At 41.2% G+C, this 22,517-nt stretch carries 22 protein-coding genes; 2 read left to right on the top strand and 20 right to left on the bottom strand.

Annotated elements, in window-relative coordinates; translation table 11 throughout:
- The first annotated feature begins 193 nt into the window (after positions 1-193).
- On the top strand, positions 194-1,072 hold the full coding sequence (locus IGI94_RS07095; protein ID WP_438899593.1) for a LysR family transcriptional regulator: 879 nt from the start codon (positions 194-196) through the stop codon (positions 1,070-1,072).
- Positions 1,073-1,381: 309 nt separating this feature from the next.
- Here IGI94_RS07095 and IGI94_RS07090 read toward each other — a convergent pair whose 3' ends face one another.
- The 19 genes from IGI94_RS07090 to IGI94_RS07000 all read right to left on the bottom strand — a co-directional run bounded on the left by IGI94_RS07090 (position 1,382) and on the right by IGI94_RS07000 (position 20,395).
- Positions 1,382-1,843: a DUF3788 domain-containing protein gene (locus tag IGI94_RS07090; RefSeq protein ID WP_005236333.1), complete on the bottom strand. Its 462-nt coding sequence runs from the start codon at positions 1,841-1,843 to the stop codon at positions 1,382-1,384.
- Positions 1,844-1,886: 43 nt separating this feature from the next.
- On the bottom strand, positions 1,887-2,351 hold the full coding sequence (locus tag IGI94_RS07085; protein ID WP_086372843.1) for a hypothetical protein: 465 nt from the start codon (positions 2,349-2,351) through the stop codon (positions 1,887-1,889).
- A 231-nt stretch (positions 2,352-2,582) separates the two neighbouring features.
- On the bottom strand, positions 2,583-2,714 hold the full coding sequence (locus IGI94_RS07080) for a hypothetical protein (RefSeq protein ID WP_008381400.1): 132 nt from the start codon (positions 2,712-2,714) through the stop codon (positions 2,583-2,585).
- A gap of 171 nt (positions 2,715-2,885) precedes the next feature.
- Entirely contained in the window at positions 2,886-3,251 is a 366-nt protein-coding gene (locus IGI94_RS07075; RefSeq protein ID WP_005236340.1) for a hypothetical protein, read from the bottom strand.
- Between the two features lie 265 nt (positions 3,252-3,516).
- Positions 3,517-4,500, bottom strand: a complete 984-nt coding sequence (locus IGI94_RS07070; protein WP_430608378.1) for a serine hydrolase domain-containing protein — start codon at positions 4,498-4,500, stop codon at positions 3,517-3,519.
- A 140-nt stretch (positions 4,501-4,640) separates the two neighbouring features.
- On the bottom strand, positions 4,641-5,177 hold the full coding sequence (locus IGI94_RS07065; protein ID WP_438899592.1) for a CDP-alcohol phosphatidyltransferase family protein: 537 nt from the start codon (positions 5,175-5,177) through the stop codon (positions 4,641-4,643).
- Between the two features lie 143 nt (positions 5,178-5,320).
- Positions 5,321-6,004 (bottom strand): M23 family metallopeptidase, encoded by a 684-nt coding sequence (locus IGI94_RS07060; protein WP_438899591.1) that lies wholly within the window; start codon positions 6,002-6,004, stop codon positions 5,321-5,323.
- Positions 6,005-6,306: 302 nt separating this feature from the next.
- Positions 6,307-8,280 (bottom strand): ABC transporter permease, encoded by a 1,974-nt coding sequence (locus IGI94_RS07055; RefSeq protein ID WP_086317329.1) that lies wholly within the window; start codon positions 8,278-8,280, stop codon positions 6,307-6,309.
- 3 nt (positions 8,281-8,283) lie between these two features.
- On the bottom strand, positions 8,284-9,042 hold the full coding sequence (locus IGI94_RS07050) for an ABC transporter ATP-binding protein (protein WP_086332323.1): 759 nt from the start codon (positions 9,040-9,042) through the stop codon (positions 8,284-8,286).
- 93 nt (positions 9,043-9,135) lie between these two features.
- Positions 9,136-10,119 (bottom strand): sensor histidine kinase, encoded by a 984-nt coding sequence (locus IGI94_RS07045; protein ID WP_438899590.1) that lies wholly within the window; start codon positions 10,117-10,119, stop codon positions 9,136-9,138.
- Complete coding sequence (locus IGI94_RS07040; protein ID WP_438899589.1) at positions 10,112-10,804, bottom strand: response regulator transcription factor; 693 nt, start codon at positions 10,802-10,804, stop codon at positions 10,112-10,114. Before IGI94_RS07040 ends, IGI94_RS07045 begins: the two co-directional genes overlap by 8 nt.
- 107 nt (positions 10,805-10,911) lie before the next feature.
- A complete protein-coding gene (locus tag IGI94_RS07035; RefSeq protein WP_086317325.1) occupies positions 10,912-11,742 on the bottom strand; it encodes a prenyltransferase in 831 nt (276 codons plus the stop codon).
- A 331-nt stretch (positions 11,743-12,073) separates the two neighbouring features.
- Positions 12,074-12,502 carry a VOC family protein gene (locus tag IGI94_RS07030; RefSeq protein WP_008381416.1) on the bottom strand — a complete coding sequence of 143 codons (429 nt, stop codon included), beginning with the start codon at positions 12,500-12,502 and terminating at the stop codon, positions 12,074-12,076.
- A 74-nt stretch (positions 12,503-12,576) separates the two neighbouring features.
- On the bottom strand, positions 12,577-14,238 hold the full coding sequence (locus IGI94_RS07025) for a phosphoenolpyruvate carboxykinase (ATP) (protein ID WP_086299513.1): 1,662 nt from the start codon (positions 14,236-14,238) through the stop codon (positions 12,577-12,579).
- A 423-nt stretch (positions 14,239-14,661) separates the two neighbouring features.
- The gene (gene rlmD / locus IGI94_RS07020; RefSeq protein ID WP_008381419.1) at positions 14,662-16,029 is read right to left on the bottom strand and encodes a 23S rRNA (uracil(1939)-C(5))-methyltransferase RlmD; all 1,368 of its coding nucleotides are present in this window, start codon (positions 16,027-16,029) and stop codon (positions 14,662-14,664) included.
- Positions 16,030-16,273: 244 nt separating this feature from the next.
- Entirely contained in the window at positions 16,274-18,103 is a 1,830-nt protein-coding gene (gene typA, locus IGI94_RS07015) for a translational GTPase TypA (protein WP_005236363.1), read from the bottom strand.
- 130 nt (positions 18,104-18,233) lie between these two features.
- Positions 18,234-19,001 carry an inositol monophosphatase family protein gene (locus tag IGI94_RS07010; protein WP_005236366.1) on the bottom strand — a complete coding sequence of 256 codons (768 nt, stop codon included), beginning with the start codon at positions 18,999-19,001 and terminating at the stop codon, positions 18,234-18,236.
- 8 nt (positions 19,002-19,009) lie between these two features.
- Entirely contained in the window at positions 19,010-19,282 is a 273-nt protein-coding gene (locus IGI94_RS07005; protein ID WP_438899588.1) for a UPF0223 family protein, read from the bottom strand.
- Between the two features lie 207 nt (positions 19,283-19,489).
- Positions 19,490-20,395, bottom strand: coding sequence for a hypothetical protein (locus IGI94_RS07000; protein ID WP_438899587.1), 906 nt, complete (start codon positions 20,393-20,395; stop codon positions 19,490-19,492).
- Positions 20,396-20,583: 188 nt separating this feature from the next.
- Here IGI94_RS07000 and IGI94_RS06995 point away from each other — a divergent pair, with 188 nt between their 5' ends.
- Complete coding sequence (locus tag IGI94_RS06995; protein ID WP_005236373.1) at positions 20,584-21,108, top strand: type 1 glutamine amidotransferase domain-containing protein; 525 nt, start codon at positions 20,584-20,586, stop codon at positions 21,106-21,108.
- 72 nt (positions 21,109-21,180) lie between these two features.
- Here IGI94_RS06995 and IGI94_RS06990 read toward each other — a convergent pair whose 3' ends face one another.
- Positions 21,181-22,380 carry an MFS transporter gene (locus tag IGI94_RS06990; protein ID WP_438899586.1) on the bottom strand — a complete coding sequence of 400 codons (1,200 nt, stop codon included), beginning with the start codon at positions 22,378-22,380 and terminating at the stop codon, positions 21,181-21,183.
- Positions 22,381-22,517 lie beyond the last annotated feature (137 nt).

Raw genomic sequence — 22,517 nt, 5'->3', positions numbered from 1 at the left:
CAATCATCCTGTACCTTAGGGCGACATATACAACTCCTTTTCTCTTTTGATCTTTTGTTTGTTACCAGCAACTCATAGATCAAAAGAGTGATTCTCGGATTAAATCTATTGTACTTCGCGGTCTTTTCCATGTAAAATATCAATATCAAATACCTAACTATTCATTATACGAATAACAAGAGGAGCATTTTAAATGGAATTAAAAAATCTGACCACCTTTTTAGCAGTTGCAGAAAAAGAGACAATTTCGGCTGCCGCAAAACATCTGCATCTTTCTCAACCTTCCTTGTCCCGACAATTGATGGAGCTAGAAAAAGAATTAGGCGTGACGTTGTTCACCCGAGGCAATCGCAAAATCACACTAACAGAAGACGGACTGTTGTTTCGTAAACGGGCGGAAGAAATCGTAGAATTATTAGAAAAGACCCGCTCAGAATTTTTGTCGCCTCGAGATACGATCGCCGGCAATGTATCGATCGGAGCTGGAGAAACTTATGTGATTCAGTTGCTAGGAGCAATCATCAAAGAAATCCAAGCTGAATACCCTAACATCAAATTTCACTTTTATAGCGGCAACGCCGATGAGGTCAAAGAACGATTGGATAAAGGATTGTTGGATTTCGGTGTCGTAATCAGTCCAGCAGACGTCAAAAAGTACCATTCCTTACGCTTACCTGCCAAAGATACCTGGGGCGTGTTGATGCGAAAAGACAGTCCTCTAGCTGTCAACGAAGTCATTACCCCAAAAGATCTCTGGGACGTTCCCTTGATTACTTCGCGACAAAGTTTGGTCAGCAGTGAACTTTCTAAATGGTTGAAAAAAGACCTGAAAAAATTGACGGTCGTCGCCACATATAACCTAGTTTACAATGTATCAAAGCTGGTAGAAGAAGGTGTCGGTTACGGATTGACTCTAGATAAATTAGTCAACTTCGCCCCAGATAGCCAATTGTGTTTTAGAAAATTGAGCCCAGCACTGGAATCAAACCTTGACGTCATTTGGAAAAACACTCAAGTTTTTTCAAAAGCTTCTGGACTTTTCTTGGAGCGGATGAAGGAACAGTTTTCGTAGGATAGGTATTGAAAAACAAAAAACGAAGTGTTTCATCTTTCACATGAAACACCTCGTTTTTCTTTATTAAATGAGATGATTTATTGGCTAAAATCAGTTAAGGCATTCCCGTTCTTTAACTTGGACGTCTTTTTCCATCCACTGAAATAGATGAAAAAATAGCCTATCTCCTTTAAATCACGACTCTTTATTACGAGACTTCCTAAAAAGCCATTGCGCATTCCGATAGCTATGGGTAAAAATATACAAATTTCCTTAGCTTTTAAGAACGACAAATATAAGAATTTTATTTTTTCGAAAGAAAATTGCTTAAATAGAATGCTTTCGAAACTCAGCGATTTGGTAAATATCACTCAAAGGAACGTCACTCGCTACATCAAAAATCACAGAAAAAAACTTCATTTTCGTGCCATTGGTCGGCGCCTTATGAATCCTTTCTTTTGTGTCATCACTGATTGGTAGAGACAATAACTGTGTTCGGACTTTCTCGCTAAAGTGAAAGGAGACTTTGAAGAAGCCCTCCCACATCGAAAGCCAAAAAATTGGTTTCACTTTATTCGTCCCACGAGTCGTTGTCCATTTGTATTCACCTTTGGACAACCACGCTTTTCCATCTTGGTAATAGCGCCAATCCATAAGAGAGATGCCCTCGTTTTCAAGCGTTTCGACAAAACGTTGATAAATGGCATATCCCTCACCCAGTGATTCCGCAATCAGTTGCTCTGTTGGTTTCACGTTTTTGTCTCGAAACAATTGCTCTTTGCCTTCCATCCTTTCGCTCAACTCCTTGCGCTTTTTTTAGGTTTTTGCTACGTTACAATTTAATTTTGTTGATATCATCAGTGATGACCCAATCGTCCATATTTTTTTCACGATTGTACTGAAATGGCGTTATTTCTTCTAATTCAGCGATTTCATAGACCGCTAGATACTTTTTCCCTGCCCAACGATCGACTTGCTTTTTCGATAGATTCAACTCTTTTTCATAGCGTTCTACAAAATCTATGGATTCTTCTTTCGTCATCTTTTCAGATTCAGTCACATTGGCAATGATGCCCCGATGAGTGATGGTCAAATCGCCGCTGGTCTCCACAAAATAAACAAGATCGTTGATTTTGGCTCTTCCTCCTAAGGGTGATTTTCTGCCAGCTGCCCCCCGAATGATCATTGTTTTGTCGCCATGAATCAGTTTCTCAAGCTCTTTGGCTTCCTTATTTAAATAGACCAAATGTTCTGCCCGCCCAGCTTTTCCTTGATACCATTCTGCTGTTTTTGTCATAAGAAGTTCCTCTTTTCATATGAATTGTTTTTTAGCGTTGTCCATTCCATACTGAATGGTTATTGGAACATTTTTTCAATCGTGTATAGGTGAGAGCTGCAACTGTTTCGATTGATGAATGAATAAAAACATTTGTGCAAAGGCATCTGGGATACCGCATTGGTCAAATGTTTCCGCATCTTCTTTCGTTTCGAACTTAGTGATGTCAGCCCAAATTTCTCAATCTACTAATCATTCAAAAGAAAGGTATCCTCTTTGTTTGAAAATGTATTCACGGTTGAATTGTTCAACGACTGGAACAAATTCTGCTGTTGAAGCACCTTTTATTAATTTGTATAAGTTATGAAATGCAACCTGTCCCATCGTGTGTTCCTCCTTTCCGATTCCCTCAAGAAACAGAGCATTTAAACAACTAATAGTCGTCGATTCAACATTCGAATGACTTTTTAACATCCCGTTGTATTTTTCCCTATAATTTCTAAACAGTTGCAACAAAAAGTCCGTTCATCTGAAGAGCATCCGATACTAAAACGATCACTCAATCACTTCCCCTAAAAGCTTGTCGTGGGGAACGATCAAACATTTCTCGATTGCTTTCCAATAGCTTTCATACAGCCTTTTTTGGGCTTTGCCATAGTTTTCTTCGGTATCAAACTCCCAATAGTGGGCATATTTCACACATTTTATGACTCTTGTCAATGGATCAGGCAGGCGTCCTTCCTTGATGGTGCTCATTTCTTTAATGTAATGGGTTCGTTTCATTAATCGAAAGAACAAAGCCCCCTCCATGGCCTTCATTGCCTCTGTTGCTTCCTGCATGATTGCTTCAAAGGTATCGACTTCACTTGGTTTTACTTGATAAATACTGATTTCTGAAAACACTCCGACCGCTCCTTTCACTTGTGATTTTCTTCTCAATTATAGTATACCAAGTTTACGACGGTGATTGTTTGGTCATTTTATTCATTTCTTATTTATCTTCCGTTTATTATTCATTTAGCCACCTATATGTGGTACCAAATTGCTAGATTATAAATTCATAAAACGAGTAGCCAAGTTTTCTCAATAGGTCCCTGCTTGTCGCGATCAAGAAAGGATTCATAAAGCTGTTACCTACAAAAAAGCAGTCGGCTTATGACAGCGGACTGCTTTTACTTATTGCTCGTTATTGAAATAGAAATGGTTTAAGCTCTGTCTCGATAAAGTTGATTCGATCAAAGACAGTTGGCTTAAAATAAGCCGTAATAGCAATGACGCAATCTGATTCGGGATCAATATAAAGGACATTTCCGCTATTACCGATGGCGGCATAGGTACTTTTCTCAGTTTCCAAAATCCACCACAAATATCCATAACTCATGTTTTGAAATTTCTCTGTGTTTGTCTCTAGCGGATTGACCATTTCAGTGAGCCATTGTGAGGAAATCACTTGTTTCCCTTGATGGATGCCTTGGTTCAAGCATAGCTCACCGATTTTGGCTAAATCTTTTGCTGAAAGGCATAGCCCGTAACCTGCTGCCCCAATATTTAAAGGATCGCAAAACCAAACTGGTTTTTTTGGTGCCTTGCTCATTGTAAAGTGCTTATGTTCTTGTGCCGTTTCCGCATAATAATTGGTTATTTCGGCTACACCAAGAGGGCGAAATAAATAATGGTTCGCATAATCAACGGTCGTCATTCCAGAAGCTTTCGCTAACAAACCAGTGAGGATCTGCAGACAAACGGTTTGATAATTGAATTCATTTGTCACTCCTTTTCTTCCTCCCAATAAATCAAGGGAGGCGCTGGTCCAGTCGTCGCTCGAACAAACCTTTGTCCATGGATCACCTTTGCATTTATACGGGGCTCGCATCGTTAATAGGTGTTTGATGGTAATATCGTGAATCGTTTTTTCGCCCCGTTTTACGGGATAGTCTGGAAAATAATCGAGTACTTTGTCATTGACACTCCTGATGAGGCCTTGATCTATCGCTATTCCGACTAGTAGAGAAACGATACTTTTCGTAGCGGACATAAGGTGGCAAGTATCGTCTGGCTTATACTCATGCCATTCATCCGAGTAAACTTCCTTTCCATTTTGGTAGGCAGAAATTTGGCAAATATTGGGCTGGTTTTTACTGATACATGCATGCAGTTCTTGTCTGTTCATTTGTGAAGTCTCCTTTCAAAGATAAGCATAATACCATTAAAAATTGTTTTCAATGTTATTTTTAAAATTGTTTTTGAAAGGACTTTTAAAAGACTACTAGCGATGGATAAACAAAAAAGGCCCTCAGTGACAGAGGTACCTTACTTAAAACTTTCGAATATCGATTTTTGATTTCTATCCAGTTTTTTTGCGAGGATCGTTATCAATAATTCTTCTAATGCCGAAATAGTGGCGATGGTCCCCAAAATCAAGACAACAATTCTTTCATGGAATACGATGAGCAGCAATGGAAAAATACATAAAAGAAATCCGACTGCTTTGTTGAGCCATGTATGCAGACTGCTAAAAGACCGAAATTTTACATAGCCAATCAGATAACTGACGAAGCGGATGATAGCGATCACCAAGATCCAAACCATGATCGTTTGGGTTTCCAAAAGCTGTGGTAGAAAAGAAAGAAAAACGGCGAGAAAAAAGCTGACATCTGCGAAACTGTCTAGCAAAGCACCGACATCACTCGTGAGGTTCATCCTTCTTGCTAGTAGCCCATCGACAAGGTCACTTAAAAAACAATAGGAATAAAGCAGCCAAAACCAGCCAGACATTGGCTGAAGGAATAGTAAAAGTGGTGCTAGAATCAGTCGAGAAGTAGTAATGATATTGGGTAATTGCTTCATTTGTTTCCCCCTGAGATACATTTTCTGAATACCTAAGATTGTTGCAAGTTTTTTAAAGAAGCTCAGAAACGTTAAAATGTTCTTTCTTCTAAGCATTTCGGCGATGCCCCCTATCAAAGTCTCACAGCTAGTCCCTAATGCTCCTATAAAAATCGTATCCGTTCTGTACTATCTGGTATCTGATTCCGAACCTTTATCCATCGTCCTGCTCGGTAAACCTCGTATTCTTCAAAGCGGCAAGGCAGCCCTTTTGCATGGGCGATATCGTTACTGTCCATCACTTGAAAATGCAGATGAGGCGAAGTCGAATTGCCGGAATGACCGACATTGCCAATCACCATCCCTTTGGTGATTTTTTGTCCTACGGAAACTTTGATGGATCCTTTTTGCAAATGGACGAATGCCATATATACGCCCTCAGAAGCTTTTATCACAATGTAGTTGCCAGCTATTTGTTGATACTCATCTTTTTGTTCAATAAAAAACAAGCCATTTTTTAAAGCAATCGAAAAATCGACAACCCAATGAACGACTTTGCGTTCCCGATAGCCCTCTCTTACAACAATCACTTCACCATCAAAGGGCGCATAGATTTCTTTGCCCCAACAATAACAGTTCTCAAGGGGAACTCCTAAGAAGAAATAGCGCAGAAAGCTTCGGTCGTGAAAAGCTTTTGTTTTCCCCTCAAAATCGACTTGTAAAAAATCAAACGCATAACGTAACCCCATTCGATCGGTGCCATGACTAGGAATCTTCTTGGCTGGTGTAGTCGGCGCAGGCCACTCACCTCTTAAGGGAAATTCAATAGTTATCGGCTGCTCTTTCATAGGACTTTCTCCTTTTTGGCTCACATGATCTCTTTTATTTGGAAATGACTATCAGCCTCGCGGCAATCTATACCTGTGCTTTACTCCTTTTCACTATAGGTCACCTAAGCCTTTTTTTCAACTCTAAAAAAGTGGGCTAATAGGAGTAGCTAAAAAAAAACACCTCAATCATATAGTGATTCCAAAAAGTTAGATCAAAAATTCTAACTTCTAGAAGTCGCTTCATGGATGAGGCGTTCTCACATTCTATTTTACTGTAGGTCCTGTCGGTGACGACTCGTTCGACTAACTTTTTTTAACGGCTATTGTTTTCGCTCCACAAGTCGGTAGTAGACTCTTGCAGTGATGAAATACACCATTAAATAGATCATTGTAAACAGCAGAACAGAGATAATCGATACCGTGATCAATAAGTTGCGATCTGTCAGACCAAAAAGAAGCAACAACTTCCGAATCATCGGCAAAGCAAATGCGAGATGGATGATCGCTGCCGCCAATGGAAATGAGAAAATCATCAAGACTTGCTGCTGGATCACTTGTTTGACTTCCTTATGGCTTAACCCAACTTTTTGCAAGATCTCGAAGCGTTCTTTGTCCTCCATCCCTTCGGAAACTTGTTTATAATAAATGATCAATGCGGCAGCTAAAATAAAGACCACACCAAAAATCAAGCCTAAGAAGAAGAAGCCGCCGGTAAAGGTTTTGGTCTCACCTTCAAAAAGATCTTTTGACTGAACGCTCGCATGAGCATCTGCTGCCAGAAGTTCGCTGCGAATCTCTTTTGCGATCGCTTCGCGATCGCTTGCTTCTGCTGCTTGAAAATTAAAGACTGTTGTTGTCATTGGTTGCTGGTAAAGTTGAAAATCTTCTTTTTGATACCAAGAGCTTAGCTTTTCAGTAAGCCACTGATCATCCGCCACAAGAACAAGATGCTGAACCGGGTTTTCTGTTTTCGTGAATGTTGGCAGTTCCTTCAATTCCCGCAAACGAAATTGACGATCATCGATCGTGGTCTTTTCTGGTAATGCTTGTTGGGTCCAAGTTGCGGGAAAAACAAATAATTCATCTTCAGCAGGTCCTGTTTTCCCGCTGATTTCATGGTATTCAGACCTGGTAAGAAAAGTAAGGTACACGGCTTTATCTAAACTATCACTATTTTCTTCAAAAGTGGTTGAAGGAACAAAGTTTAGGCCCTCAAAGGTAAAAAGCAATGGTCTTGTTGTAGTGACTTGCTGGCGCTCTTTGATCGTTAGCTTCTCTTCAAGTCCATCAATCACTGTGTTGATTTGCTGGGAATCAGCCGCTGACTCAATTTGAACATCGTATGGAAAACGAGTTTCGATCACATTCTTTTGTCCAAAGTAAAGACTGGCGGTCGTAGCAACTGTCACTAACACCATCGTTGATAAAATACAAATACTTGCTAAACCAGCCGCATTTTGCTTCATCCGATACAGCATGGTAGAGATATTGATAAAATGGGTCGTTTGATAATAATAGGTCGTTCGTTTTCTTAAAAACTGCAATGCTTTGATACTACCAGCAATAAACAACAGATAGGTAGCCAAGATTACGAGGATGACGGCGACAAAGAACAGGCCTAAGGCACTGATGGGAGACTTGATCGTCACAGAGATCGTATAGCCCGCCACTAAACAAAGGACACCTAATAGTGCTAAAATGCCTTTCGCGCGAGGCTCTTTTTCATTACGCTTGCTTCCCTGTAGTAATTGAAGTGGATTGGTTTTGCGTACTTGCAACAGGTCAAATAAAAATAGACAACCAAACACGCACATAAAATAGAGGATCACAAATCCAATGCTCTCAAATGAAAGTTTAAAAACAAAGAATTCACCTACGGCTAAGATTTTCTTCAGAATCAAAAATCCTAATCGTGCAAACAATAAGCCGCTGATCAACCCGGCCGCAAGACTAATAAGAAAACTGTAAAAGAGTTCCCAAAAGACCACGAAGGCTATCTCGCGTTTTCCTAGTCCCAAAACATTGTAGAGACCAAATTCTTTTTTTCGCTGCTTGATCAAAAAGTTATTGGTGTAAAAGGAAAAGATCGCCGCAAAGATCATCAGGATGATATTTCCTAAATGAAACATGAAAATGGCGCTTTGACTACTAGGAAGTTCCTTCATCCCCGGATTGTTCACGATGATTTGCGTCATCATCAAAACAGCTACCAAGAAACTCATGGATACTAAAAAGGGTGTGTAGGCTTTGGCATTTTTACGTAAATTGGAGAAGGCGATTTTTTGAAAGAACATTCGTTACTCCTCCTTCGCAAAAACAGCAGTCATTGTTTCGGCGATTGCTTCTAGAAAAGCGGTATCACTCCGTTCTCCTCGATACAACTGGTGAAATACATACCCGTCTTTGATAAACAAGACGCGTTGTGCGCGACTGGCTGCGATCGAACTGTGGGTGACCATCACGATCGTCTGTCCGTTTTGATTGATCTGCTGAAATAATGTCAGTAGTTGATCAGAGGTTTTCGAATCCAGCGCTCCGGTTGGCTCATCTGCTAATAGCAGTTCTGGTTTTGTGATGATCGCTCGTGCGACGGCAACACGTTGCTTTTGTCCGCCAGACAATTCATACGGGTAATGCTGCAATAAATCGGCGATCCCTAAAGTTTGTACAATAGGCTGAAGCTGCAATTCCATTTGTTTGACGCAAACTTTCGATAAAACTAATGGCAATAAAATATTGTCCTTTACCGTAAAAGTGTCCAATAAATTAAAGTCTTGAAAGACAAAGCCTAAGTGATCCCGTCGAAAACTTGCTGCATCTTTTTCTTTGATGGTGGTCAAATCGATGCCATTCAGCTGCATCTCACCCGCTGTCGGTTGGTCTAACGTCGCCATCAAGTTCAGTAGCGTACTCTTCCCCGAACCTGATTCCCCCATGATGGCTACATATTCCCCTTCTTCTACCTTAAAGGTGATATTCTTCAACGCTTCGACGGGTTGCCCATTCAGCTGGCTTTGATAGATTTTTTTTACTTGTTGAATGTTTAAAAGTGTCATCTTGTTCCCTCCTTCCTTTTTAGAATAAGCTGACTGGCAGAAAAAAGCGACTTACAATAAAAACCACAAACTTACAGTGTTGAAAGTTTGCGGCTATCGGTTATTTGTGGCGGGAAAATGAAGTGTGACGATGGTTCCCTGTCCCACTTCAGAATCAATCGCTAAACGGCAGCCGATTTTTTCAGCCGCTTGTTGACTCATATATAAGCCTAGCCCGCTCGCTCGTTGCTGAAAGCGACCATTTTGTCCCGTATATCCTTTCTCAAACACCCTTGGCAAGTCTTCCTTACGAATACCAATGCCGCTATCTTGAATCACTAAGGCATTGTCTTTAGTGAAAACATTAATGCCACCGGTTTCAGTATACTTCAAGCTGTTGAAAAGAACCTGTTCAAAAATAAAAATGAGCCACTTTCGATCAGATGTCACCGTCAAATCCACTGCCATATCCAGTTGCAGATTCTTTTTCGAGAAAAACAAGGCATACTTTTTGATTGTTTGACGAACAAGGGGCTCTAAAGCAATCGACTCAAAGACAAAATCATCATTCGCTAAATTTTGTCGTAAATAATTCAACATCATTTGCAAGTAATCGTTCACCTTAAATAATTCCGCTTTGACCTCCGTCGGTGACAGGGTATCGCTTTGAACCAAAAGATCCAACGCCGCTAGAGGCGTTTTGATTTGATGAAGCCACAAGCCGAAATCTTCATAAATTTCTTCATTTTTCACGGTCGCTTTGTATTCAGACAGAGTTTTTTCTTTTGCCATCTGCCTAAGAAGCGTTTGATACTCGTCTTCTAGCCGATTTCGAGTGGTCGGCAAGAACGCCAACGCCGCTTCCGTCATACGTTCTTTTCTTAATAAATGCTGTAGCTGCTTTCTTTTTTGTGCGTAACGAAAATAATGAAAAAGGGAAAGACCTCCTAAAATCACCCCTGAAAAAACCGCATAGTCAATGAAGGGTTCTAATGGAAGGCTGTGAAGAAAGAATAACCCTAGTAGACCCGCACTAAATAGCAGGTAAACGAGATAAAACTTTCCATACAACACGAAATATTCTTTCACATTAGTCATAGGCGTGTTCCTTTTCTATCAAATAGCCTTTATTCTTTACCGTTTGGATCAAATCGGATAGTTCGATCTGGCTCAATTTTTTTCGCAAACGAGTCATATTGACTGCTAATGTATTGTTATCGATGAACTCTTCACTATTCCAGAGCATTTCAATGATGGTCTCTTTGGCTACGATCTTCCCTCGATGCTGCAAAAGCAAGGAAAGAATCCGAGCTTCATTTGGAGAAAGCGGCAACTGTTCCCCCTGATTTTTTAATACATTTTCTGTTGGATAAAAGGTTACTTGCCCTATGTTAAAGGTCAGCGCTTGTTGGTGGCTATACTGATAGCTGCGCCGCAGCAACGCTTGGATTTTTGCCAAAACGAAGGCTAAATCAAAGGGTTTTGTTAAATAATCATCCGCCCCCATGTTCATCGCCATGATTTGATTCATCTGCTGATCCATCGACGAAAGAAAAATGATCGGTACTTCTGATATCTTGCGAATTTCTTGGCACCAATGATACCCGTTGTAATAAGGCAGCGAAATATCTAAAAGAACAAGATCAGGTTTGATGTCGTGAAACTCTTGCAAGAGTTCAGCAAAATTCTTGGCCGAATGGCATTCGTATCCCCACTGCTGTAAATAATCGGCTAAAACAGAGACGATCGTCGCATCATCTTCAACCAGATAGATTTTTTGCATGTCTTTCTCCCCTCTGTTGATTATTCGGTCGGTTCTTTACCGACAGTGTAACAGAAAAGAAAAAGAATCGTCTAGATGGAGGAACGTTCCAAAGGACTGTTTTCTCCTTAATCTTCTGCCAAGTGAGCAAGGATTTCTTGGTACCGTCGGGTGGCGAAGGAACTAATTTGTCCTTTTTTACAAAAATTCAGTTTCCCCAGTTTTGGTACAACCCGTTCTACAATAACATTGCCATTTTTAACTTTCGATTCAAACTGCTGCAAAGCCTCCAGAAACCGTGCGTCTTTTCTGGCAGAAGGATAAAAAGACAAGACATACAGATAATAAAAAAGATTGTACCCTCTAAAGGGGTATTCTGTCTGCATAAACAATGTGCCCATTCCGTAATGACAGGGACTGATTGGCTGACGAATCTCCCAATGAGCAAGCAAGCATTCGATTGCTTGATTAAGTGTTTCCATCTGTTCACGATCATGAGTATATCGAAAGGCATCAAGGACCGTTAACGTCGTCATCGGGGTTGAATAGCGGGTCTCCGGGCCGCGACCAAAACTGTATTTATTGCACTTCCAGCCGCCATCTGTTTCCTGAGTAGCAAGAAAATAGTGAAAGGTCTGTTGTAGCCGCGGGTCCCTTGCGTAACCAAGAGCACACAGCGTTCGCAAAGCCAGCGCTGTATGACAGGGATAAATCCCCCCTGATGGCGAAATTTTAAATCTGCCATCTTCTCTCCATCCTTGAAAGATCAATGCAGCGGTCTCTTTTAATAAGTTCTCCTCAGGCGACATACCAAGTTCAAGCAAATAATGAGGACACTCTAAGGTTGTAAAGGGTGCTCCTTTCAGTAATTTATGGTCTGGCGTCGACCATAAATCGGCGCCATGATCATATTGACGGGAAATGATCGCTTCGATATCTTGCTGAACCGTCTGATCCATATTGTTCCTCCTCCATTTCTTAAGTGCCCTGCAATCAACGCAACAATCCTTATTGACCCACAATGCAACAGCTTCTAGAATGATAAAATCGACGTTTTTCAACACATGAGTTAGATTTTTGTATTCGAATTGTCCAAATAAATTTTAGGAACCAACGAGTTTTTCAGGATGGACGTACTTAAAAAAAGAGTGTTCAGATTTTCCTGATGACAGGTTCTAAAATAGTTTCTCTCTAAACTCGCCTGATTATGCTAGCCCCTTAATGAAAGATCACCTTAATAAGAACGCGCTCACGCAATAATTTAATGCCCCACTCTTCTAGTTAAAGGAATCAGGCATAATGAAATAGTTCAAAACGAATGCCTTCTGGGCTTTCAAAGAATAAGGCATAGTAGTTAGGAGCGATGCGCTCTTTGTACTCCATTGGTCGATCGTGAAGGATCTTTACCCCTAAGGCTTTTATTTTGGGAAAGATCGCATCTACTACTTCGCGGCTTTCCGCCTTAAACGCCATGTGCTGAACCGAGCCAGGTTTTCTTGAATCGATTTTCTCCTTCTTCCATTCTTTTCGTGGGGAACAAATACCGAAATCAAATGAATCCCCTATATATTCTACTACTTCCATATCGGCATGTTCTAAATACCCAGAATATTTCTTCTGAAGGTCGAAACCTAATAGTGCAAATAATTGATCATAAAAACCTTCTGCTTTTTTTACATCATTGACTGTGATTTGGATATGGTGAAACTGAATGTTCATAATCGCTCCTTTCTGGCTAACAAAATAAGTGTTTCAGGAAGAAAAGCCGCTTGCGGAAGTTTGATTCAATGGGATTAGCCAGGAAGCTCATTTAATGTAGAAATCACATTTCCCATTGCCTTTGCTACCTCTTTAGGCAACTTATTATAGCCATCATTTTCTGTTTCTTGAGCCAAAATAAAGTCCAGCCGTCCTTGCATCCGCTCTCTTAAATGAGCAACATAGGAGGCATCTTGAAAATCGACTTCGAACCCTGTTACTGGCAGGTAGCTCATTTCTGTGATTTCACCAAACCTCTTAAAATTGGCCTCGCCTTCCACAATTTTTTCAATCGATGTCAGCGTGACTTCAGGTGTGACCTTCTTGTCTTTGTAAAAGCCTGTATTTAAAATATAACAAGCCGTTTGGTTTTCTTTGAATAAGTTCATGAAATGGGCAAAATCTTCTTTTAAAGGATAGACTCTAAATGGATTGGCATAAGGCTCGATGACCAGTTTATCTATATCCGTGGTCTCGACAACATGTTCAGCTGTCGTGCGCTTCGTAGCTAAGGTCAAACCAAAAACAGCGGCTAAAATCGGATCGTCAATTTTTACTACAGGAGGTAGCGTGTCATCTTTCATGATCCAAAATACTGCATCGATCGGCGAATCTAAATGATCCACCCGGTTAGGTGTGACATACCGTGATTTGACGGTTCGACCATTCCCGTTACGAATATCTTGGGTGACGATGACCTTTTTTCCTTCCTCGTCTAAAGTGACCCCAACATTTTGACAGGTGATAAAGTAGCGGACATTTGGGTTGGTTAATGGATAGTCTTGCGTTTTATCAAAATAAGAAGGCTCCAGAGCAGTGGACGCACCATTTGTTCGATTGATCACAAACGCATCGTCATGCAGAACCTTGATATCATATTTGCCATCATGTTCTGCCAATGTAATGGTCGATTTTCCTGATCCTGAAAGACCAAAAGCAGCTATCGTAAATGTTCGATTCGGTAGCTGATATTGCTTCATTCCTCCATGACACGCCACAAAGCCATTGCGATGCGCGGTAGCCCAAGCCAAAGTTAATGTCGCTTTTTTCAATTCACCAAAATAGTTTAAGCCTAAGACTGCCGCAACATTGTGTTCAGGATCAAAGAGAGACAGCCCATAAGGAAAATCAGGATGTGTCCAGTCCGGATCAGCGTACAAGAAAATATCTGTCTCTGGATAGTTCTTGGAATGTTGATACCTTTCCTGCCATGATTTCGTCAGCATTTGAAAATTCAACAAATAAGAATAAAAATTGGTTTCATAGTACTCTGGTAGCAACAGGTGTGCTTTGACCATAAACGCTTCGTCTAACCCTACAACAACTTCACCGCCATAGAATTTTTTACGTGTCCCTTGAAATAAAGCATCTCTTAAAATCCCTTCATACAATTTTCGATCAATCCCGGGATGTCCGATGATGCGTCGAGCTGCCGCTGTCCGTCCAACAACTTTTCCGTCATTAAACACGATGACTTTAGCATCCTCTGGTAGTCCTAACTCCTTGGTGTGTGTGACCGGCATATCCGTAAGAATAGCACCAGAAGATTCTTTTGCTAAGCAATAGGCCGTGGCTAGATCATGAATCCAAGTGACATTGTTCCCATAAAAAGCTGACTCTATCAACACTTTAAAACTCGACAAATGCGTATTCTGCGGTGTAATCTCTTTGTGTGAAAATGCACGAATCGTTGCCATGTGTAATCCCTCCTAACAAAAATTTTCTATTCACTACGTTTATTATAATACTTTCTAATCACCACACGCCATATTTTTATACACATTAACTATAAATTGCCGATAAACCATTTTGTTAAAGGATTGGGATGTCTGCATATTTGAAGCTTCACTGCTTTTTGCATTGATTTTTTCCCCGCTCATCAATAGTGAGAAAGAACAAAAAAACTGGTACAGAAAGAGTATCTTTCAGTTCCAGTTTCTGGTTTTATATTTCATCCATTCTAAACGTCACAATCGACGTAACTAGATAGACAGATGGGTTTTAGTTGCTTATTTCTCAATTGACTTGCTTTCTCTAGTAACTTTGCTATCGTAAGATTTTATGACATTTACCATAAAAAGAATTCAAAATCAAAATTGCTGAAAAAAACTTGTTGTTTTTTAACGACGTTCTAACAACACGACACACTCCACATGGGTCGTTTGTGGGAACAAATCTACAGGTTGAACTTCTTTTGTCACATACCCTTCTTCCGCAAACAACGCGAGATCACGAGCCAAGGTTGCTGGATTGCAGGAAATGTAAACGATGCGCTCTGGTTTAACCGCAGCAGTCGTTTCGATAAAGCTAGCATCTAAACCTTTGCGAGGTGGATCAACGAAGACGACTGTCGGTTGAATGCCTTCGCGTAGCCATTGCGGCATGATTTTTTCGGCTTTACCGATAAAGTAATGCACGTTTTCGACACCATTTCTTTTGGCATTGGCTTTGGCATCGTTCACTGCTTCAGGAATGACTTCCATCCCTAACACTTCTTTCACGCGATCAGCCAAACTAATCCCGATCGTTCCGATTCCTGCATAAGCATCCACAACGACATCATTTTCAGACAGTTGCGCCATCTCGAAGGCGGTTTGATACAAGACTTCTGTTTGCGCTGTGTTGACTTGGTAGAAAGATTTCGCTGAGATTTGGAAGGTTTTACCTAATAATTGATCATCGATCGATGACTTGCCATACAACACACGCTCGAATTCCCCCATGATCACATTGGTTTTTTCTTCATTGATGTTTTGAATGACAGAAACAACTTCTGGAATCTCTTCGTGGATCACTTCCGCGATTTCTTCTCCTTTGAAGAATTTCGGTTTACGTGTCACTAATACGACCATCATTTCACCTGAGTGATGCCCACGACGAACGACAATGTGGCGTAAGAACCCTTCATGGGCTTCTTCATTGTAGGCTTTGACATTGAACCGCTGCAAAATATCTCTGACTTTGATGATTGCTTGATCGATGTTTGGATCTTGAATATAAAAGTCTTCGATCGGTACCAGAGTATGGCTGTTTTTGCGGTAAAATCCAGTCGTTAATTCCCCATGGATTTTTTGCACAGGGATTTGCGCTTTGTTGCGGTAACCAAATGGTTTTTCCATTCCGATTGGCGCATTGACTGTGATTTCAGGCAATTTGGCGATTTTAGCCAAAACATTCTCTACTTGCTGCTGTTTGAAGGCTAATTGTTTGTCATAGCTCAAATGACTCAATGGAGCGATACCGGTGCGCAACAATGCTTCATTCGGCAATTCTTGCCGATCAGGACTTGCTTGCAACAATTTCATCACTTTGGCAAAACCAAATTTGTTGCCGACTTTCAACACTTTGACTAAGGCACGTTCATTTGGCAGGGTGTTTTCAATAAATAATAAGTACCCATCGACTTTGGCGATCCCATTTCCTTCATGGGAAAGATCCAAAATATCAACTTCAAGTTCCTGATTCTTTTTAACAGGATAATTTTTCATAGATTTCTCCTTTGTGCTTGCTTTCTTCATTTTAAAAAGGAATGGCCGAAATTGCAAGCGGTGCTTATTCTAACGGTTCAACTTGACTTCGAGCAAAAAAGAACCGAAGGAGGGAAATCGGCTGATTGCTTTTTCTGGGTCCTGCGGCGAAGAGCCGCTGCAACACAGGAGCAATCCCTTTTCCATCCTTCGGAAAATCGAACAGATCAGAAGTGTTTAAAACTTTTGATCACTGTTTTAGTTATCAGTTATTTTTCTTTTTCTGTGATTTTTCCCGTTCGCTCTTGTTCAAGATTTGTTTTCTTAAACGAATGCTTTCTGGTGTTACTTCACAGTATTCATCATCATTCAAGAATTCCAGTGATTCTTCCAAAGAAAGAATACGAGGTTTCTTGATAACTGAGGTTTGGTCTTTGTTTGCAGAACGGACGTTGGTCATTTGTTTTGCTTTCGTGATATTGACCGTTAAGTCTTTGTCACGAGAGTTTTCACCAATGATCATTCCTTCGTACACTTCGGTACCTGGTTCAACGAAGACCGTTCCACGTTCTTCAATACTCATGATCGAGTAAGTCGTTGCTTTTCCTGTATCGATCGATACAAGTGCGCCTTGATGACGGCCACCAATTTGTCCTTGGATCATTGGCAAATATTGATCGAAGGTGTGGTGCATGATGCCGTAGCCGCGAGTCATTGATAGGAATTCTGTCGTGTAACCGATCAAGCCACGAGCTGGTGCCAAGAAAATGATCCGTACTTGTCCATTCCCTGTATTGATCATATCTTGCATTTCTGCTTTACGCATTCCCAATGATTCGATTACTGATCCCATGTATTCTTCTGGGGTATCGATTTGCACCCGTTCAAATGGTTCGCATTTCACGCCATCGATTTCGCGTTCGATAACTTCTGGACGAGAAACTTGCAATTCAAAGCCTTCACGACGCATATTTTCGATCAAAATTGACAAATGAAGTTCGCCACGTCCAGAAACGATCCATGAGTCAGGTCCGATTGGATCCACACGCAATGAAACGTCTGTTTGCAATTGCGCCATTAAGCGTTCTTCAATTTTACGAGCGGTTACGAATTTTCCTTCGCGACCCGCAAATGGTGAATTGTTCACGATAAAGGTCATTTGCAAAGTTGGTTCATCAATGTGTAAAACAGGTAATGAATCTTGATGATCGATTGGTGTAACAGTTTCACCAACGAAGATATCTTCCATCCCAGAAACGGCAATCAAATCACCGGCTTTGGCTTCTTGGATTTCTAAACGTTTCAAACCAAAGAAACCGAAAAGTTTCGTCACACGGAATTTTTTAACTTCTCCGTTTAATTTCATCAATGCAACTTGGTCGCCGACTTTGATTGATCCGCGGAAGACACGGCCAATACCGATACGTCCAACGTAGTCATTGTAATCAAGCAATGATACTTGGAATTGCAATGGTTCGTCGCTGTTGTCGATTGGCGCTGGAATATGTTCGATGATCGTATCAAACAATGGTGCCATCGTTTTTTGTTGATCAGCAGGATCATCTGATTCACTTGAAGTTCCGTTAATCGCAGAAGCGTAGATCACTGGGAAGTCCAATTGGTCATCGTCGGCACCTAATTCGATAAATAGTTCTAAGACTTCATCGACAACATGCTCAGGACGAGCAGATGGTTTGTCGATTTTGTTGACAACTACGATTGGCACTAAGTGTTGTTCCAACGCTTTTTTCAATACGAAACGTGTTTGAGGCATCGTTCCTTCATAAGCATCAACAACCAAAACAACACCATCGACCATTTTCATGATCCGCTCTACTTCACCACCGAAGTCCGCGTGTCCTGGGGTATCCATGATATTGATTTTTGTACCGTTGTATTCAACCGCTGTATTTTTCGCTAAGATCGTGATGCCACGTTCTTTTTCGATCGCATTTGAATCCATCGCCCGTTCTTGTAATTGGGTATGGCTATCTAACGTTTGGGATTGTTTCAATAATTCATCAACTAATGTAGTTTTTCCGTGGTCAACGTGGGCAATAATAGCGACGTTGCGGATATCATTTCTAATATTCAATTTATAAACTCCTTTTTTGGTGACATTGCACTCGACAAGCCATTATACCAGAATTTCTTTCTGAAATATAGTGCAAAGTTTTCATTTTTACAGAAAAAACCAGATATTAATAAAATATCTGGTTTTTTGCTTATTGATTAACGATCGCCAATAATTCTTCGAAAGCTTTCGGTGTACCGCCGACAAACAATTCCCGTCCATTCAGGGATAGTGGCTCTCCTTTGATGTTTGCCATTTTTAATCCAAGGGTTTCTAACAAAACACCCCCTGGCGCATAATCCCATGGCGCAAGATGAGAAAGATAGCCTGCTCTTTGTCCTTTAGCGAGGGCGATCAACTCTACCCCAGCACATCCAGTCATACGAATGCCTAATGCTTTGTCACTGACTTCAGTTTCGTGGTGGCGGTTATGGATCAACATGGGTGAATTCAAGCCAACGAGACCCTCGGATAAGGCAATATCTTTCGGCGGTTCGATCTTCTTGCCATTGTTATAAACACCAATCTCTGGACCCCCCCATAAGAATTCATCTTTCATGACATTATAGACAAAGCCAAAGCGCCCTTTGCCCTCTTCGTAGATCGCGATCATGATACAAAAGTTTTCTTTTTCCAACACGAAATTCATGGTTCCATCGATCGGATCAATGATGAAGACCCGTCCACTCATGTCGGCAAGTGTGTCCAGTCCGTTTTCTTCACCTAAAATTTTGGCATCCGGATCATAGGATTGGATCTTACCAATCAGAAAATCTTGCGTGGCTTTATCCAATTCTGTCACTAAGTCTTTCCGTCCTGATTTTGTCTCGACCACCAAGTCTTCTTTATTTAAATTGCCTTTGATCCTTTCGCCTGCAGCGATCATCCACTGGCGAACTTCATTAACGATTTCATGCATTCGTTGATCTACCCTTTCATTTTTAGTTTTCCCTCAGTCTTTTTCGCTGCCTGCACGGCATGGTATAACGAATAGCCTGATAGTTCTTCAAATTCTCTACCTAAACGGCGTTCCTCGCCAATGCTGGGAACGACTTTCTTAAAGGCTTGATACGCCTCAAGAAACGTGCTGCTAGGAAGGCCTTTTTCATAGGCTTGTTCTAACCGTTCCCACATCATCATGACGACGACCATTTCATCCGTCGACCAATCTAAGTCCAGAGGATATTGATAATCCCGCATATTACCACTCCTATTCATCTTATTCAGTGTACCACAAAATTGAAAATAGGTCAGAGCCTCCGCTGCAAAAAAGGTACATTCTGGCAATGAATGTACCTCTGGTTTACAAACTATTTGGATTTCTAGAAGCTGAACTCCATGAATCTCAAATAAGAAGGAAATTCCTTTATTCTTTCAACGAGATCGCTTATTAAAAGATGACCGATTTCAAAAAGGTTCGTCTAGAAAAGCCCGCAAAAACAAAAAATTTTTAATGATAGCAATTGATTTCCACCACTGTTTACTAATGAAAAACTCTGGGTAATCTGTTCCCCATTGCCATGGAATGACAAATGATCCGTCTGCTTGTTGGTGTTCTAAAATTTCTTCGGCTTCTTTTTTACATATTTCTTCACTAAAAATCCCAAGCAGCTGCTCTCTTGTAAAGAAAAAATTTGAAGGTTTGCTGACATAAGATGTGAACCACTCTTCTGGCTCATTTGAGACTGCATGGCGAATTTGCCAGAATAAGATCTCGCGAAAGCGTTCATTTGCTAAAACAGGCTGATACTGGATTTCTTCACAGTCTTGTAATAATTCTAGATAGACGACTAATGTGTGCATTTCACTGGTTGGCTCCTTAAGAAAACTTGCAACTGCTGTTTCGGCGATTGCTTGTGCTTTTTGATAGAGGGTCGTTTCCCCTGTTCTTAAGATCGTACCAGCTAGACTGACCGTTGGGTTGTCTGCTGGCACGCCCACAGGACTCTCCCACCAAATCGCATGCGGATAGGATACCGTTGACGGCACTTGGTTGAGCCATTTCCCCTCAGAAAATTCTTTTCCACTAGCTAAATACCTTAGAATCCCTTGGACTTGTGGATTTGACGAATGAAGGCATTCAAGTTCTCGTAAAATTCGACATGCCTCCCACACTGCAATCGGTGTACTATTGGGATTCCAATAATCAGGTTCCAAACCATGCCCATAACCACCATCTTCATTTTGGTAGACTTGTAACGCCTGCAATACAGCCTCGCGAGATCCATTTTCAAAATGGTACTGCCAACGAGCAAGGTCTAAAGGGCGCGCGTTTTTGTAAATAAATTTTCGTGCTTTTTCGAATGCTTCCATATCTTCGCCTCCTTTGGCTTTCTTTTATTATCGCTTACTCCCCTAACGATTACAACGCTTACATCAATATCATTTCTCTGAACGACCATTCTCAGAATAGCTTCTTGGCATTTTTCAGGAAGCATACTTTTGGTGTTTCCCTTGGCATGATGTTACAGTAAGAATAACAAGAAAAAGGAGGAATTCTCTTGCGTTTAGAAAACAAAAAAATCATTGCCTTAGTCGACAATGATTTCGAAGATTTAGAACTTTGGTATCCGGTCCATCGGTTACGGGAAGAAGGCGCACAAGTCGATTTAGTCGGTGAAGAAGCGCATAAAACGTATATTGGCAAATATGGTGTACCCGCAGAATCAGCCTATGCTTTTTCTGATATTCACGCCGATGACTACGATGCCATCTTAGTTCCGGGTGGTTGGGCACCTGATAAATTACGGCGTTTCCCAGAGGTCATCTCTTTCGTGCGAACGATGGACAAAGACCAAAAAATCATTGGACAAATCTGTCATGCAGGCTGGGTCTTGATTTCTGCGAATATCCTGCAAGGCAAGACGGTTACCAGTACACCAGGCATCAAAGATGATATGACAAATGCTGGAGCCACATGGGTCGATACACCTGTGGTTACGGATGGACATATCGTTTCCAGCCGCCGTCCCCCAGATCTACCAGACTATATGCGGGAATTTATTGCTGTTTTAGAAAAGAAATAGTACCCATTGATCAGATTCAAAAGAGTTGCGACCGAAGGAAATACGGCCGCAACTCTTTTTTCTACCTATCGATCATTCGCTTATGATCGCTAATTTTTTGTTGCTTTTAGGGATTTTTTTCACACCGATAAAGGTCAATGCAGCACCCAAAACGGCAAACCCAGTCCCAATCAAAAGCATTTCCCAGACACCGAAGTTTTGGATCAGCATCCCCCCTAAAAGGTTGCCGATCACGCCACCGATCGTGGTAGCGATAATGATGATCGTTTGTCCAAAAACCCGGTCTTCATCTGCCAAACTATGGTTGAACAAATAAGCAGAAGCAGGAATAAACAAGGCAAAACTAACCCCTTGCATCAAATGGCTCATTTCCATCAGGATGATGGAGCTGATCAACAGCATCAGCACCCCACGAATGGCAAAGGCAACACTGGACAGCAACAGCCAAAAACGGCTAGACCGTATCCTCACTAACTGTTCAAAGAAAATCATGCCTGGCAATTCGCATAACGCCGCAATCATCAGGGCGATGCCAACTTCCTTACTGCCACCGCCAATATCGGCAAAAATTTGTGCCAAAAAACTGTTGATCATCGTGTGGAAGCTGAAGAGAAAGCTAAACCCGACAAAGAGAAAGAGTAAAAAAGGATATTTTTTCAAAAAGGCACCTGAATGACTTTGTTCTGTATGCATCACGGGCATTTCTGGCTTCTTGATCGCTGGCAGCAAAAGCAAAATAATGAGAAACAAAACGGCTTGCCCGATAGCGATCATTGGCAAAAGGGCTGCCGAAAACTCCTCTAAGAGCTGCCCCAGTAAAAAGGAGGTACCCGCAAATCCTAGTGACCCACCGGCACGCGAAAAGCCAAAATTGATTTTGTTGCCGCTATTCGTGTATTCAAACGCCAAGGCGTTGAGAAAGGACTGCATGGAAACGAGCAAAACCCCTCCTAAAACATAGGTCAGTATTGATAATGCAGGGACAATCACACCTGCTAAGAGCACCGCGACCACGCCGATTGTCATCGTTTTCAAGACAACGATCAGTGGTACTTTGCTTTTTTTGATAATGACTTGACTGATGAAGGGCTGCAAAATCGTAGACGCAATATTGACTAGGGCTAAAATACCGCCAATTTTTGCTGGATCGACCTTGAAATAAATCAAAAAGAGTGTCGCAAAGCCATAGATTGAGCAAAACATCATCCAATAAAGAAATTGCAAACTTGTGTAGTAAAACCGAATCCTCTTGTCACTTGCATGATTACGCATACATCCCCCACCTTATCCATATTCCTTAGCAACTAAATATAGCATAGAACCGATGGATTTACTATCCTTCTATCAACAGAAACCGCAGTTTTATTTGAAACACTAACCCACAACAAAAAAGCGCAGCATAGTATCCT

This window comes from Enterococcus sp. AZ149 (genome assembly GCF_051714285.1).
Lineage (GTDB): Bacteria > Bacillota > Bacilli > Lactobacillales > Enterococcaceae > Enterococcus_D > Enterococcus_D entomosocium.
Note: the sequence above shows the minus strand (reverse complement) of the source record. Positions and strands in the feature narration are given on the sequence as shown.

Coding starts and splice junctions, on each gene's coding strand:
- IGI94_RS07065 (WP_438899592.1), bottom strand. CDS start 5,177: ATGAAGCAATTACCCAATATCATTACTACTTCTCGACTGATTCTAGCA.
- IGI94_RS07085 (WP_086372843.1), bottom strand. CDS start 2,351: ATGACAAAAACAGCAGAATGGTATCAAGGAAAAGCTGGGCGGGCAGAA.
- IGI94_RS07055 (WP_086317329.1), bottom strand. CDS start 8,280: ATGTTCTTTCAAAAAATCGCCTTCTCCAATTTACGTAAAAATGCCAAA.
- IGI94_RS07035 (WP_086317325.1), bottom strand. CDS start 11,742: ATGGATCAGACGGTTCAGCAAGATATCGAAGCGATCATTTCCCGTCAA.
- IGI94_RS07090 (WP_005236333.1), bottom strand. CDS start 1,843: ATGGAAGGCAAAGAGCAATTGTTTCGAGACAAAAACGTGAAACCAACA.
- rlmD (WP_008381419.1), bottom strand. CDS start 16,029: ATGAAAAATTATCCTGTTAAAAAGAATCAGGAACTTGAAGTTGATATT.
- IGI94_RS07080 (WP_008381400.1), bottom strand. CDS start 2,714: ATGGGACAGGTTGCATTTCATAACTTATACAAATTAATAAAAGGTGCT.
- IGI94_RS07070 (WP_430608378.1), bottom strand. CDS start 4,500: ATGAACAGACAAGAACTGCATGCATGTATCAGTAAAAACCAGCCCAAT.
- IGI94_RS07005 (WP_438899588.1), bottom strand. CDS start 19,282: ATGCGGGATTATCAATATCCTCTGGACTTAGATTGGTCGACGGATGAA.
- IGI94_RS07095 (WP_438899593.1), top strand. CDS start 194: ATGGAATTAAAAAATCTGACCACCTTTTTAGCAGTTGCAGAAAAAGAG.
- IGI94_RS07045 (WP_438899590.1), bottom strand. CDS start 10,119: ATGACTAATGTGAAAGAATATTTCGTGTTGTATGGAAAGTTTTATCTC.
- IGI94_RS07025 (WP_086299513.1), bottom strand. CDS start 14,238: ATGGCAACGATTCGTGCATTTTCACACAAAGAGATTACACCGCAGAAT.
- IGI94_RS07030 (WP_008381416.1), bottom strand. CDS start 12,502: ATGAACATTCAGTTTCACCATATCCAAATCACAGTCAATGATGTAAAA.
- IGI94_RS07010 (WP_005236366.1), bottom strand. CDS start 19,001: ATGCATGAAATCGTTAATGAAGTTCGCCAGTGGATGATCGCTGCAGGC.
- IGI94_RS07040 (WP_438899589.1), bottom strand. CDS start 10,804: ATGCAAAAAATCTATCTGGTTGAAGATGATGCGACGATCGTCTCTGTT.
- IGI94_RS06990 (WP_438899586.1), bottom strand. CDS start 22,380: ATGCGTAATCATGCAAGTGACAAGAGGATTCGGTTTTACTACACAAGT.
- IGI94_RS07050 (WP_086332323.1), bottom strand. CDS start 9,042: ATGACACTTTTAAACATTCAACAAGTAAAAAAAATCTATCAAAGCCAG.
- IGI94_RS07000 (WP_438899587.1), bottom strand. CDS start 20,395: ATGGAAGCATTCGAAAAAGCACGAAAATTTATTTACAAAAACGCGCGC.
- IGI94_RS07060 (WP_438899591.1), bottom strand. CDS start 6,004: ATGAAAGAGCAGCCGATAACTATTGAATTTCCCTTAAGAGGTGAGTGG.